The 13,009-nt window shown below is 46.2% G+C and carries 11 protein-coding genes; all 11 read right to left on the bottom strand.

Annotated features, from left to right (window positions below):
* Positions 1 to 154 precede the first annotated feature (154 nt).
* Positions 155 to 742 (bottom strand): sugar transferase, encoded by a 588-nt coding sequence (locus A3842_RS04925; RefSeq protein ID WP_074100639.1) that lies wholly within the window; start codon positions 740 to 742, stop codon positions 155 to 157.
* A gap of 53 nt (positions 743 to 795) precedes the next feature.
* Positions 796 to 1,782, bottom strand: coding sequence for a copper amine oxidase N-terminal domain-containing protein (locus tag A3842_RS04920; RefSeq protein WP_074100638.1), 987 nt, complete (start codon positions 1,780 to 1,782; stop codon positions 796 to 798).
* Positions 1,782 to 2,501, bottom strand: a complete 720-nt coding sequence (locus A3842_RS04915) for a hypothetical protein (protein WP_074100637.1) — start codon at positions 2,499 to 2,501, stop codon at positions 1,782 to 1,784. The genes A3842_RS04920 and A3842_RS04915 overlap by 1 nt, the downstream gene beginning before the upstream one ends.
* 23 nt (positions 2,502 to 2,524) lie before the next feature.
* Positions 2,525 to 4,357, bottom strand: coding sequence for a polysaccharide biosynthesis protein (locus A3842_RS04910; protein WP_074100636.1), 1,833 nt, complete (start codon positions 4,355 to 4,357; stop codon positions 2,525 to 2,527).
* Positions 4,358 to 4,400: 43 nt separating this feature from the next.
* Positions 4,401 to 5,087 carry a CpsD/CapB family tyrosine-protein kinase gene (locus A3842_RS04905; RefSeq protein WP_074100635.1) on the bottom strand — a complete coding sequence of 229 codons (687 nt, stop codon included), beginning with the start codon at positions 5,085 to 5,087 and terminating at the stop codon, positions 4,401 to 4,403.
* The gene (locus A3842_RS04900) at positions 5,068 to 5,844 is read right to left on the bottom strand and encodes a YveK family protein (RefSeq protein WP_074084207.1); all 777 of its coding nucleotides are present in this window, start codon (positions 5,842 to 5,844) and stop codon (positions 5,068 to 5,070) included. The genes A3842_RS04905 and A3842_RS04900 overlap by 20 nt, the downstream gene beginning before the upstream one ends.
* A gap of 204 nt (positions 5,845 to 6,048) precedes the next feature.
* On the bottom strand, positions 6,049 to 8,004 hold the full coding sequence (locus tag A3842_RS04895; RefSeq protein ID WP_143186158.1) for an S-layer homology domain-containing protein: 1,956 nt from the start codon (positions 8,002 to 8,004) through the stop codon (positions 6,049 to 6,051).
* Positions 8,005 to 8,197: 193 nt separating this feature from the next.
* A complete protein-coding gene (locus tag A3842_RS04890) occupies positions 8,198 to 8,980 on the bottom strand; it encodes a tyrosine-protein phosphatase (protein ID WP_074084205.1) in 783 nt (260 codons plus the stop codon).
* Positions 8,981 to 9,084: 104 nt separating this feature from the next.
* Positions 9,085 to 9,672, bottom strand: coding sequence for a non-ribosomal peptide synthetase module (locus A3842_RS04885; RefSeq protein WP_074084204.1), 588 nt, complete (start codon positions 9,670 to 9,672; stop codon positions 9,085 to 9,087).
* Positions 9,673 to 9,879: 207 nt separating this feature from the next.
* Positions 9,880 to 10,545: a ribosome biogenesis GTP-binding protein YihA/YsxC gene (gene yihA, locus A3842_RS04880; protein WP_074084203.1), complete on the bottom strand. Its 666-nt coding sequence runs from the start codon at positions 10,543 to 10,545 to the stop codon at positions 9,880 to 9,882.
* A 12-nt stretch (positions 10,546 to 10,557) separates the two neighbouring features.
* Positions 10,558 to 12,921 (bottom strand): endopeptidase La, encoded by a 2,364-nt coding sequence (lon, locus tag A3842_RS04875; RefSeq protein WP_074100633.1) that lies wholly within the window; start codon positions 12,919 to 12,921, stop codon positions 10,558 to 10,560.
* Between the last annotated feature and the right edge of the window lie 88 nt (positions 12,922 to 13,009).

Here is a 13,009-nt window from a genome sequence, read left to right as displayed (position 1 = left end):
ATATTAACATTATTTATTGTTTAAATAAAACCTCAAATCCACATGATCCTATACTATTATTTCAATATCTATCTCAGATTTACTTGGATAACTATTTATTTGACATAACATATCTATATTTTCTACTGTGCGAGTTTTTGATCAGTGCTATTATCTATTTTTTAGCACCCTCTACTATTCCTTTAGCAGTCGAAACCTTAAATATTGTTTTCAGGAATATCTCAAAATCAAGCTTGAATGATTTCTTTTCCACATATTCACCATCATATTGAGCTTTGATTGCATCAGACAGTTCATCTCTACCATTAATTTGTGCCAGTCCTGTTAAACCTGGCTTTATATTATTGGCACCATACTTATCTCGCTCATCAATTAAATCAGTTTGATTCCATAATGCCGGTCTAGGACCAATGATACTCATTTCCCCCCTAAAGATATTTATAATCTGAGGTAGTTCATCCAGACTATATTTCCTAAGAAATCTTCCCGCTTTTGTTATAAACACTTCTGGATTTTGTAACAAATGTGTAGGCATATCACTTGGGCTATCAGTTTTCATTGTCCTAAATTTCAATATAAAAAATTCTTTCTTATATAATCCAATTCGCTTTTGCTTAAACAGCACTGGTCCTTTTGAATTCATTTTTATCCATAATGCGATTATCACAAAGAAAGGCCACAAAAATAGCATTGCAACTACCGAAAATAAAATATCTATTAATCGATTTAATACAGTGTGCATTAGTTATATCTCCTTGCCTAAATTATCCCATATAAAAGAAGAGTGATTCTTAATCACCCAGCCATACCTTCCGCTAAATTCTTACCTACTTGTAATTGCGCCTCAAAGGCAGCTCTATATTGACTAATAATATCAGTGCTATAGCCATTAGCCTTTAGTTGTTGTTCGGCATCAGCAACTATGCTATTAAAGCTTGCTGTAAAAGAGGATAATTGTGCAAGCCCTTTTGCCTTAATACTTGCTCTCGAAGCTTCATCTTTTGCAGATACATACTCCATTGCAATACTTACTAAAGTTGATTCACTTTGAGATTTCAGTGCATTCAGTTTTGCTTCAGTAGCACTTGTAATACTCTCGTACGACACTTTGCCTATATCACTTGAACCGCCGGCTTGGGATGGTTTCATTGAAGCCGCTGGCTTTGGCTCTACGTTACCTTCAGAAGTACTATTTTGTTCTTGATAGGCCTTCGAAGATGCTGTAATTGTTTTAGCCTTCTGATCCCATTCTATGACGTTGCCTACTGATTCAGATAGGAAACGAAGTGGAACATATAACGTTCCATCTAGAATGTAACTAGATTGACTTGTAGGAAGCGTTTTGGCAGCACCATTAAAAGAAAATCTTGCTTCTACAGGTTGTAGATTTGTACTCTTCGACGATGTATTCTGACTAGTTCCTACATTCATTAGATACTCTTTAATCACTACCAATTCAGTACTCGTTGGTTCCGCTACTGTAACCTTGAGATTCTTTGCATCCCAACTCACACTCTTTTGAAGTGCATAAGACATGAATCGTAGCGGAACATAGGTTGTATTGTTATACATGAATACTAACTGCCCTGATGGCGGAGTCATGCTAACGCCGTCAAATACCATTTTTACATTCATGTTCTGTACTTTGATTGAGCCAGACTGAACAACAGGCACTGCCACAGATGCAGCTGAGGCTGATAAAGGCGCAAATGCTGTTAATGGAGCTGCTCCAATCAGCATTAGCAGTAGTAACGCTGTTGCGGGTATTCTTACTTTGGCCATTACTGTTCACTCCCTTGTTGTAAAGCCTCTTCTTCTTCAATAACCTGATCCTTGGTTTTGCCTTCACTCACACCATACTTCTTCGCTATTTGGGACAGCTCATTGTATTGTTCATCTGAAACTTTACCAAGAATAATACTGCGAGCTTCACGTTTCTCTTCAATGGTTAAGCCACCCGATGCAAGTTCCTGCAATCGTTTGATATCAGCTACACTAAGTTGGCCTAATACAATAGATGCTACATCTGCCTTTTCTTTCACCGTTACATTTTCTTGTATGTGTTTAGCTTTATCCGTAGAAACCTGAGCCGAATATCCATCCAGATTCTTATCTTTAGCAGGAGGCACTGTACTGGTTGGCTTAGTCGTTGGTGAAGCAATGGATTGAGTTGACTTTGGAGTAGCTTGCTCACTTGGACTAGTGGAAGCTTCTTCTGTAGCTGCCGGTTTGGCACTCTCCGAGACAACGCCTGGTGTAGGTTCAGCAGTTGCGGTCTCTAATGGAGCACTATCAGTACTTACAGGTGTCGAAGTTGGATCGGCAATTGCGACTTGATCAGTAACTGGAGCAGTATCATCAGACTCCAAGTCCAAGCCTCCAGCCATTGAACTCATCAGTCTATCTACTGCATAATTAGCAGCGAATAATCCTCCAACCGCTAATACTATAACTACCGACAGAGACCATACCAGTATTTTTTTCCATTTTTTGTTAAACATAGTAATCCTCCGTAACGTATTTGTTAGCTAATCGCGGCTTGGGCAACGGGCTGCATCGGAACAATCTGATTGATCACTTCACGGATCGCGCTTGGCTCGTCAGTCAAGACACGCTCCAAACGTTTGAATTCCAGTTCGAGCTGGTTCTGACTGATTACATTCGGTTTACCAATGAAAATACGGTCATGCTGGGTAGAACCCAGATTCTCTTCGTCCGTCAGTAGTTCCTCGTACAATTTCTCCCCTTCTCTTATTCCCGAGAAGGTTATATCGATATCCGTATAAGGTTCATAACCGGATAAAGTAATTAAGTCTTCTGCCAATGTCAGAATCTTTACCGGTGCACCCATGTCTAACACGAATACTTCGCCGCCCTTGGCATACGATCCCGATTGAATGACCAACTGAACCGCCTCTGGAATCGTCATGAAATAACGCACCATCTCTGGATGCGTAACTGTAACTGGCCCACCAGCAGCTATCTGCTTCTTGAACGCCGGGATTACACTACCACGGCTACCTAAGACATTCCCGAATCGTACAGCAGAGAATTTAGTCTGGCTCGTGGTGTTCAAGCTCTGTACATACATTTCTGCAATTCGCTTGGTTGCTCCCATAACACTTGTGGGGTTAACAGCTTTGTCTGAGGAAATCATAACGAACCGTTCTGCTCCGAATCGATCCGCACAATCCGCTACATTCCGGGTACCGAATACGTTATTCTTGATGGCTTCAGATGGATTGCGCTCCATCAAGGGAACGTGCTTATGTGCTGCCGCATGAAAGACAACATGCGGTCTGTAGTTGCGAAATACGTCCATCATCCGATTGCGGTCCTGAACATCTGCGATTACAGTAATAATCTCCAGCTCGGGAAAGCTCTGGCGCAGCTCCATCTCAATCGTATAAATACTATTCTCACCATGTCCTAGCAGCAATAGCTTGTCTGGAGCAAATGGAGATACTTGCCGGCACAGCTCGGAGCCGATCGAACCTCCTGCACCGGTAACCATAACCGTCTTCTTATGTACGTAACCGAGGATGCCGTTCAGATCGGCTATGATCGGTTCCCGTCCAAGCAAATCTTCTACACTGACATCTCTTAGTTTCTTAACGGATATCTTGCCAGCGATCAGATCGTTCAGTGCTGGAATGATCTTCAGTTTGGCTCCGGTTGTCTTAGCCAGATTAATAATATCCGAAATTTCCGTTCTGGACACGGACGGCATAGCAATGATAATCTCATGAATATCTTTCTCTTTGACAAGCCGGGGAATGTCATATCTGTTGCCCAATACGGGCAGCCCCAGGATGGACATATGGTATTTGTTCTGGTTGTCATCGATGAATCCAATCAACTTGGTCTGAGCAAAAGAAGGCCCCATCATTTCCTTGGCAATCAGCATCCCGCAATCTCCGGCACCTACGATGAGAGCGTGTGTCTCGGTATCTTTGGAGCTAATCCGTTCATACCGAAAAAATCTCCACAGAAAACGGGTACCGCCTACCAACACCAGGATGGTTTCCATGGTCCGGACACCTACCCCAAGAGGAACACGTGCAGGGAGAATTAACAAAGCGACAGCATAAGAAATTACCGCGCCTACAACAATAGCCTTAAGAATAGATACTATTTCTCCGATACTGGCATATTGCCACATCCGCCGATATAGACCGAAATAGACCAAGCTAGCACCTATAGCAATGGTCGAGATGAGCCCGAACTGGAGCATTTGTACCATATACTCATGAGGAATGCCGTCATAGAACCTGAACATATACGATGTTGTAATACTGAACCAGATGATCACCAGATCGATGAGGAATAACATGAATACCCTGGATTTCGCTGTCATTTTTAGTGCCTCCAAAAATAACATATTTCTTCATACTTGAAAGTCAATTCCCGTAGTAATAGTAGTAATATCCTTCACTGGCTTTGCGCTTCACATTGTTCAATACAACACCGAGCATCTTCGCACCTACACGATCTAGGTTGGCCTTAGCCTTGACAGCAATCTCCCGCTTCACCTTGCCATAGCTGACCACCATAATGACTCCATCACTCTTGGAAGCGACAATTTGCGCATCCGTAACAGCCAAGAGCGGCGGAGTATCAAATAAAATCATATCATAACGTTGGCGCAGTTCCTCTAACACAGCACTCATCCGGTTGGAGGACATCATTTCTGCCGGATTAGGAGGGATTGGACCTGATGTCATAATGAAGAGGTTAGCTACACCCGACTCCTGAACAACTTCTTCCAGATCAGCTTGCTGTGACAGTAACGAAGACAATCCAAAGCGATTACTTAATGAAAAGGTCTTATGGGCTGTCGGTTTACGCATATCCCCATCGATTAACAGTACTTTCTTATCTGCTTGGGCATAGGCCGCTGCAAGGTTAGCCGTGACTGTAGATTTCCCCTCTTCAGGGCCGGAGGAGGTAACCATAATAATCTGAATCTGCTTATCCACCGATGAGAAGTCAATATTTGTACGTAGTGCCCGGAAGGCTTCAGATACAGGTGAACGCGGATTCGTCACGGTAATCAGATGGCGTTGTTTACTTGGCTGCTGTGACATGTTCGAGTTCCCCTGCCTTTCTGTTCAGCGTCTGAGCTTGAGATTCAGTTGCTTTGGTCTCTTCTTGTCCAAGTCTGGTAATCATCGCGATTGTTGGCAGACCCAGATACTTCTCAATATCTTCTTCAGTCTTCAAGGTATCATCCATATATTCCAGCAGGAAGGCGATACCCAGACCAATCATCAAAGAAACGATAAATGCAATGGCCAGGTTCATTACCACATTAGGTTCTACAGGTCCCGGAGCTACCGGAGGATCAACCTTGGCTTCGTTCAGTATGGATACGTTCTGAACATTGAACAAAGATGGAATTTCCTGCTTGAACACAAGTGAAATGGCATTTACGATTTCTGCGGCTCTCTGGTACGAATTATCTCGAACGACAAGTGTCATCACCTGCGTATTATTGACGGAACTCACGTTGACCTTTTTGAGCAAATCTTCCGCAGTAACATTGAATTGCGGGTAGTTCTTGGCTACGACATCCAATATAGCTGGTGTCTTGATAATTTCCTTGTACGTGTTGATCAATTGAATATTAGTGTTGATCTGATTCAGATCAAGCTGCCCTACCGTAGACTGCGTAGGTGTCTGATTGACGATAATTTTGGTTGATGCTTCATATACCGGATTCTTGATATACAAGCTGTATACTCCGGCAAGAATACAAACTACAACCACGATGCTTACAATCATCCACAGTCTCTTCCTGACAATCTGGAAATAATCGCGAAGATCCAATTCTTGTGCTGACAAGTGAAATTCCCTCCAAGCTGATTCTGTAATATTCCATCCTATACACAATGAACTTGTGAATCCGGTACGCGTTCAACACTAAAGTTAACCTAAAAGATGTAGGCGTACTTAGTCTCTTATTCGCAAGTTCAGTGTATATAAGCTAAAAAAGTGCCCCCTCTCACCTATACGAGAGGAGGCTCTCCACTTGCTTATTGTTGATTCTTACTTGAAGTTAATTGTACGATAGATGATTACAGCTGCTTCTGCGCGGGTAGCTGTGTTGTTCGGGTTGAACTTACCAGCATTTCCGATTACCAGGTTGTGGCTGGCTGCAAAAGCTACTCCGTCTTTCAGGGAAGCTGCGATCTTCGCTGCATCCGAGAATTTAGTCAGAGACGAAGCATCTCCTGCAGTAGCTCCAGAGTTAACCGACTTAACTGCACGGGCAATCATAGTTGCCATTTCAGCACGGGTAATTGTAGCATTCGGATCGAACTGGGAAGCACTACGGCCAGTTACGATACCCTTCTCAGCAGCAACCGCTACATAAGGAGCGTACCAAGCTGTGGAAGCTACATCGTTGAAGCTTTCAGTTGCTGTGCTGTTCTCCAGGTTCAGAGCACGAATCAGCATCTTCGAGAATTCAGCGCGGGTAACGTTGCTCTTCGGAGCGAACTTGCTGGCGCCAACACCTTCAATTGCGCCTTTAGCAGCTACAACTTGAATTTGTCTTCCAGCCCATGCTTGTACACTTGCAATGTCACTGAAGTTCACTTTGTTCTCCAGTACTGCATAAGAAGAGAAGGTATCACGTGGTTCAACGATGAATTCACCGTCAACTACGCCACCTTGGAATTGAAGGTCTTTGTAAACGATCTTGGTTACGGACAGCAATTCCTTGTCAAGGGAAGCTGCATTCACCAAAGGAAGCTTAATAGCCAAAGGCTGTTTGAAAGTTGTTGTCTTCACGCCACCAACAGTCAGATCGAAAGTGTAGACTTTCGAAGCCAATTTCAAGCTTGTCAATGAAGTTACTGTAGTGTCAGCTTCATTCGTAACCGTCAATGTTACTGCATCGCTGAACTGGGATACCGGAATCGTAACAGTCAAGCCATTGAAGGTTACTGCAATGTTAGCGATGCCTTTTGCCTTAGCCGCTTCAATGATAGCTTTGGACAGTGGAACTTCTACAGTCTTAGCATTCACTGTACCAAGGTTCAAAGTGAGTGTAAGGCCAGTCTTTCCAGGGTTCGCAGCAAGCAGTGCGTCGAAAGCTTTGATCACATCGGCGTCAACCAATTTCAATGTTGCTTTGTCGCCCACAACACTTACCAAACCAGAAACGTCATACACACCCGGAGTAGTTGTCGGATTAGTGATTACGCCACCGCCAGTACCTCCGCCGCCAGTGCTTCCACCGCCAGTAGTCAATGGATAAGCACTCAGGTAAGCCAGAGCAAGGGCTTTTGCTGCAGGTCCAGCAGATTTGATCTCTGTATTCACATTGTCAAAAGTTTGCACGAGGTCATCCGCAGTGATGCCCAGGTTATATACCGCACCACTAACTGTCAATGCACCCGTGCCAATTCTGTGTTCAAGAACCTTGTATACAGCATCCTTAACCAGAGTTTTCCGTGAAGCAGGATTTTTGTAGATGTTAATCAGATCTGTAGTCGACTTGCCGTTCAGCAATGCGCGAAGTTCTGCTTCCACGCCGTTAGAAGCGAAGAAAAAATCAAGAATGTCGTCGAAGCTCAGCTCTGTTACTCCAGCTGCAGTGGCAATTTTGTTGAACAAGGCAACGTTATCCTTGTCGGAACGAATATTCTTCAGTACGTCGGTATTATTCGCATACACATCGTAAACTACGCTGGAAACGCTTTGGAACAGTTTTAAGGAAGTTGCTTTTTCATCAGGGCTCAGTTCAACCTTAAGTTGAATCTTACCCAAAACCGGAGCAAAGATGCTTTCAAACTTATCTTGTTTAAGGCCCGCTACTTCATTCTTATAGTTTTGCAAATAAGTCACATCTGTTGCGCTCAACTGTGCGTAGATTTTCTGAATCTCCGCCTTCACATAGGTATGACTAGTTGCTGCTGCTGCGGTTCCTACAAACCCGAGTTGTTTTGCCAAACCTTCGCTGCTAAAAGGAAAACCTGCAAAAGATGCTGCTGCCATGCTAACTGCTAATGATGATACTGCCAGTTTCTTCTTCAAAGTCACTTTTCATCCACCTCTTTGTATGTAGTTATAATTCTAGTACTACTGCTACTGCTAGTGTAGATAGAGTAGCAACCCTAAGTCTACACTATTCTGATAAAAAATAACAATAACCCAGTAATCCCCATTCTACCATTAATCTCTAGCAAGGTCACCCTTTACGAGAAAAAAATCCGAACAATTTATGAAGTTTGGTGTAAGACTGGGTATATTCTGCTCGAATAATCTCCTCATTGTCGATAATTCTTTGTGAATTTTGACGAAAAAAGTCGGATGATGTTTTTCCCAGTTCTTTGGATAAAACCTCGTAGGCCTCGCTCAGGCCAAAAGGGCGGTGCCGGTTATCATGTGCGTCAGAGGCGATCATATGTACAGCATTCTTCCGGCACAGGTCCAGCGACAGCTTCTGCAACTTGCTTCCGAAGGTTCCCGCCAGACTCTGGGCAGTCAACTGCCCCAATGCACCGAGCTCTATTAATCTGATTAGTCTGGAAGGATCGGCCGCAACCTCGGCATTGCGCTCCGGATGGGCAATGACAGGTACGAAGCCTTGAATAATCAGCTCATGACAAGTCTCCTCCATCGTGCGAGGTACGCGCGAAGAAGGCATTTCCAGCAAAATATACCGCGAGCCCGCCAGTGTCAGGAGTTCCCCACTCTCCAGATCATTCAGCAGTTCACTATAAAGGCGGATCTCTTGACCAGGAAGGACCTGCAGCTGATAACCGGCCTGCCGGAGTTTCTCATTCAGTTGTGCTACAGCTTGTCCTATACCTGGAGCCGGGTTCAAGTACACCCCGTTGGCATGATGAGGCGTGGCAACAACAGTGGTAATCCCATCCTTCTCAGCGTCCTGCGCCATGGCAAGAGCAGACTCCCAATCGGCAGCACCGTCGTCCATAAAGGGTAGAATGTGGCTATGGATATCTATCATATCTTTTTTATCGGCCCCTCTTGTTCATATAGTTAGAGATTGCTCAAAAAAATACAACCATTCCACTAGGAAATGATTGCTAGTTCCTGACACTCAATTGTCATCTACGCTTCCCATTCAAACAGCTTGCGGGTGACATGTGCAAGTCTTTGATCTATCTCGTGAATCTCTTCATCTCTATATAATCGATTGCGTTGATCCAGCAAACTATCAATCGTCACGCGCAGGCTCTCAATCTCCCGCTCAATCGCATCAGACTTGTAGAGACGCATCATCTCCACCAGGGAGTGCTTGTGCTGATAGACCAGCTTGCTGCCCAGTGGGGTAACTTCAGAGATTCTGCGTACTGAACCATTCTCATACACATAGACCATGGTGAAGCCCTGATATATTCGATTTACTGTTCCGCTCCCTTTGTAAGTAACGAACAGCTTGCGGATTGCGTTGTTCAGATGCGGGTTCACAATGGTACAGGACAGGGCACATACATAGATGCTGCCTCTTTGCTGAAAAGATAAATGAACCTCCTCGCCCCCCGCTTCCTCCAGGACGATCTCCTGTTCTCCACCGCCCAGAATTTTCACCCGGTGGCTGATGAAGCAGGTATCGGCAGTAAGCAGAAATTGTTTCATCTGAAATTCCGTCATTTGCAAAGTCGCCTTCACATATTCTGTAGCCAATCTCTGAGCCATGACCATCCCTCAATTCTGTGTAACAGCCTTTAGCATGATTATACAATGAAGAGCCGTGGGTTTCTCATCAGGAGGAACAGGATATACGCCGATATTTCATCTTATAGCGGGAGATACGGATAAGAGCTTCACATTACATATGTATTCCTCACTATTCTGTGAGTAATACGCGCTGATCCTATAGATTACGCATCACGCAGCTGACCTTTAGGCTTCGGAGGGTTCTTCCGGTTGTGGTTCATTTCCACCATCTTCAATCTCCGGGTCAGCTAACGGCCCCTCTTCAGAGACCTGATTATAGCGATCTATAAGCTCCCACAGTTCATCCTTGCCAAGTCCAATCTCTGAAGAAAAGGAAATGAAATTGTCCCCCGGCAGCACACCAAGCTCCTGCTTCATGATCTTGATATGCTTGGGCCAGCGGGTCTTGGGAATCTTGTCTGCTTTGGTTGCTACTACGCATAGCGGCAGGTCATAATGCTTCAGCCAGTCGAACATCATCTTGTCATTGCCGGTAGGCGGATGACGGAGATCCACAATGAGCAGAACAAGCTTCAGCGTATCACGCTCAGCCATATATTTCTCTACCATTTTGCCCCATGAGGCGCGTTGCGTCTTGGAGACCTTCGCATAACCATAGCCAGGAAAATCGACAAAATACATGCTCTCATTCACACGGTAATAGTTCATATGCTGCGTCTTGCCCGGTGTAGAGCTGGTGCGGGCCAGATTCTTGCGGTTAATCATACGGTTGATAAGGGAAGACTTCCCGACGTTGGAGCGCCCTGCCAGAGCAATCTCCGGCAAGGCGTCAACAGGGTATTGATCAGGGCCTACGGCGCTGATGATAAATTCGGCATTGTTAACTTTCATAGGACTTCCTTTCTAATGCACACTACTCGGCGCTTCACTGCTAATTTCGTTGTGGTGCTCGACAAGCGCATGCTTCAGCACTTGATCCATATGGGAGACCGGCACGAACTCCACATCACTGCGGACGCTCTCAGGGATATCTTTCAGGTCGCGTTCGTTGTCCTTCGGCAGAAGGATTTTTTTGTAACCGGCACGGTGGGCGGCTAGCGACTTTTCCTTCAATCCGCCTATCGGCAGAACCCGTCCGCGCAGCGTAATCTCGCCTGTCATCGCCACATCCTTGGAGACATAACGTTTCGTGAGTGCGGAGATGAGGGCTGTAGCAATGGTGATCCCTGCAGACGGGCCATCTTTGGGAATGGCACCTTCGGGAATATGAATGTGAATATCGTTCTTCTCGTGAAAATCGGGCGCCAGTCCCAGCTCCTCGGCCTTGGAACGTGTGTAGCTGAAAGCGGCCTGTGCCGACTCCTTCATCACATCGCCCAGCTGTCCAGTCAGGGTCAGCTTGCCGGTCCCCTGAACTACTGTGACTTCGATCAGTAGCGTATCGCCGCCAACCTCCGTCCATGCCAGTCCGGTAACCGTACCGATCTGATCCTCCAGCTCCGCCATTCCGTAGCGGTACTTCGAGGCACCCAGATAATCCTTGATCTCTGCCGGAAGAATGCTAACCTGCTCCTTCTCACCGGATACAATCTGCTTCGCGGCCTTGCGGCACAGCGCGGCAATTTGCTGTTCCAGATTACGAACCCCGGATTCACGGGTGTATTCGCGGACAATCTTCAGCAAGGTATCGTCTTCAATAGACAGCTGCGCATCCTCCAGACCGTGGTTCTCACGCTGCTTCGGCAGCAGGTAGCGGCTGGCAATCTGCAGCTTTTCCAGTTCTGTATAGCCGGGAATGTATAACATCTCCATACGGTCCAGCAGCGGACGTGGAATGTTATGCACGGTATTGGCTGTCGTCACGAACATGACATTCGACAGGTCAAACGGCAATTCGACAAAATGATCGCTGAACGTATTGTTCTGTTCCGGATCCAGTACTTCAAGCAGGGCTGCCGACGGATCGCCGCGGAAATCCGCCGCCATTTTATCGATCTCATCCAGCAGGAATACAGGATTGATGCTGCCAGCAGTCTTCATCCCTTGAATGATCCGGCCCGGCATAGCCCCGACATAAGTACGTCTATGACCGCGGATCTCGGCTTCGTCACGCACGCCGCCGAGAGAGATGCGAACGAACTTGCGGTTCAGCGAACGGGCGATGGAACGCGCGAGCGAGGTTTTGCCGACACCCGGAGGACCTACCAGACAGAGAATCGGACCCTTCAGCTTCTTGACCAGCTTCTGGACGGCCAAATACTCCAGCACACGCTCTTTCGGCTTCTCCAGACCATAATGGTCCGCATCCAGCACCTGTTCCGCCTTCAGGATATCCAGGTCATCTTCCGTTGACTCGCTCCACGGCAGACTCAGCAGCATATCGACATAATTGCGGATCACTCCGCCTTCAGCCGAGCTTGCCGGCATTTTCTCGAGCCGGTCGATCTCCTTCTCAATCTTTTCCTGCACGCGTTCAGGCAGCTGCTTCTCTTCCATCTGACTGCGTAATTCTTCGGCTTCGCCTGCCCGGCCTTCTTTGTCCCCAAGCTCCTTCTGGATCGCCTTCATCTGCTCGCGGAGATAATATTCCTTCTGGGTCTTCTCCATCTGCTTCTTCACCCGCTGGTTGATCTTGCGTTCCAGCTCCAGCACTTCACGCTCATTGTTGAGGATATCGAGCAGCTTCTCCAGACGTTTGCTAACATCGATCGTCTCCAGAATCTCCTGCTTATCCTTTATCTTCAGCGCCAAGTGGCTCGTAATGACATCCGCAAGCCGGCCAGGTTCTTCGATATCGGAGACAGCAGCCAGTGTTTCAGGTGTGACTTTTTTGGAGAGAGTGATGTAATGCTCGAACTGGTTCAGCACGGTGCGCATCAAGGCATCACTCTGCTGATCCACATCCTCTTCCTCTGGAAGCACGCGGGCCATGACCTCGTAATACTCCTCATTATCCGTATAATGAATAATCTCAGCGCGCTCCACACCCTCCACAAGCACACGGATCGTTCCGTTAGGAAGCTTCAGCATTTGCCGCACATTAGCGACTGTACCCACCCGAAAAATATCTTCTTGTCCCGGCTCCTCTATATTCACTTCCGACTGCGAGCAGAGGAGAATCAGGTTATCTTCAACCATAGCTTTTTCCAGCGCCCGAACTGACTTCTCGCGTCCCACATCCAAGTGAAGAACCATGCTGGGATATACAAGAAGACCTCTAAGCGGCAATAAAGGAAAACGACGACCTTTGGATTTGCTTTGTATCATCGCTTTCGCACCTCCCATGGTTCTCAAGTAGTGTCATATGTTTCATTCTAACAAAAGCGGCATCAAAACACCAACAGGACGCACACCG

It is taken from the genome of Paenibacillus sp. P3E, assembly GCF_001909045.1.
In the GTDB taxonomy this organism is placed as follows: domain Bacteria; phylum Bacillota; class Bacilli; order Paenibacillales; family Paenibacillaceae; genus Paenibacillus_AQ; species Paenibacillus_AQ helianthi.
The sequence above is the reverse complement of the archived record's forward strand: the minus strand, read 5'-3'. Positions and strand labels throughout refer to the sequence as shown.

Bases quoted from the DNA above. Each gene is read 5' to 3' on its own strand.
- A3842_RS04925 (WP_074100639.1), bottom strand. From the start codon at position 742: ATGCACACTGTATTAAATCGATTAATAGATATTTTATTTTCGGTAGTT.
- A3842_RS04920 (WP_074100638.1), bottom strand. From the start codon at position 1,782: ATGGCCAAAGTAAGAATACCCGCAACAGCGTTACTACTGCTAATGCTG.
- A3842_RS04915 (WP_074100637.1), bottom strand. From the start codon at position 2,501: ATGTTTAACAAAAAATGGAAAAAAATACTGGTATGGTCTCTGTCGGTA.
- A3842_RS04910 (WP_074100636.1), bottom strand. From the start codon at position 4,357: ATGACAGCGAAATCCAGGGTATTCATGTTATTCCTCATCGATCTGGTG.
- A3842_RS04905 (WP_074100635.1), bottom strand. From the start codon at position 5,087: ATGTCACAGCAGCCAAGTAAACAACGCCATCTGATTACCGTGACGAAT.
- A3842_RS04895 (WP_143186158.1), bottom strand. From the start codon at position 8,004: ATGGCAGCAGCATCTTTTGCAGGTTTTCCTTTTAGCAGCGAAGGTTTG.
- A3842_RS04890 (WP_074084205.1), bottom strand. From the start codon at position 8,980: ATGATAGATATCCATAGCCACATTCTACCCTTTATGGACGACGGTGCT.
- A3842_RS04885 (WP_074084204.1), bottom strand. From the start codon at position 9,672: ATGGCTCAGAGATTGGCTACAGAATATGTGAAGGCGACTTTGCAAATG.
- yihA (WP_074084203.1), bottom strand. From the start codon at position 10,545: ATGAAAGTTAACAATGCCGAATTTATCATCAGCGCCGTAGGCCCTGAT.
- lon (WP_074100633.1), bottom strand. From the start codon at position 12,921: ATGATACAAAGCAAATCCAAAGGTCGTCGTTTTCCTTTATTGCCGCTT.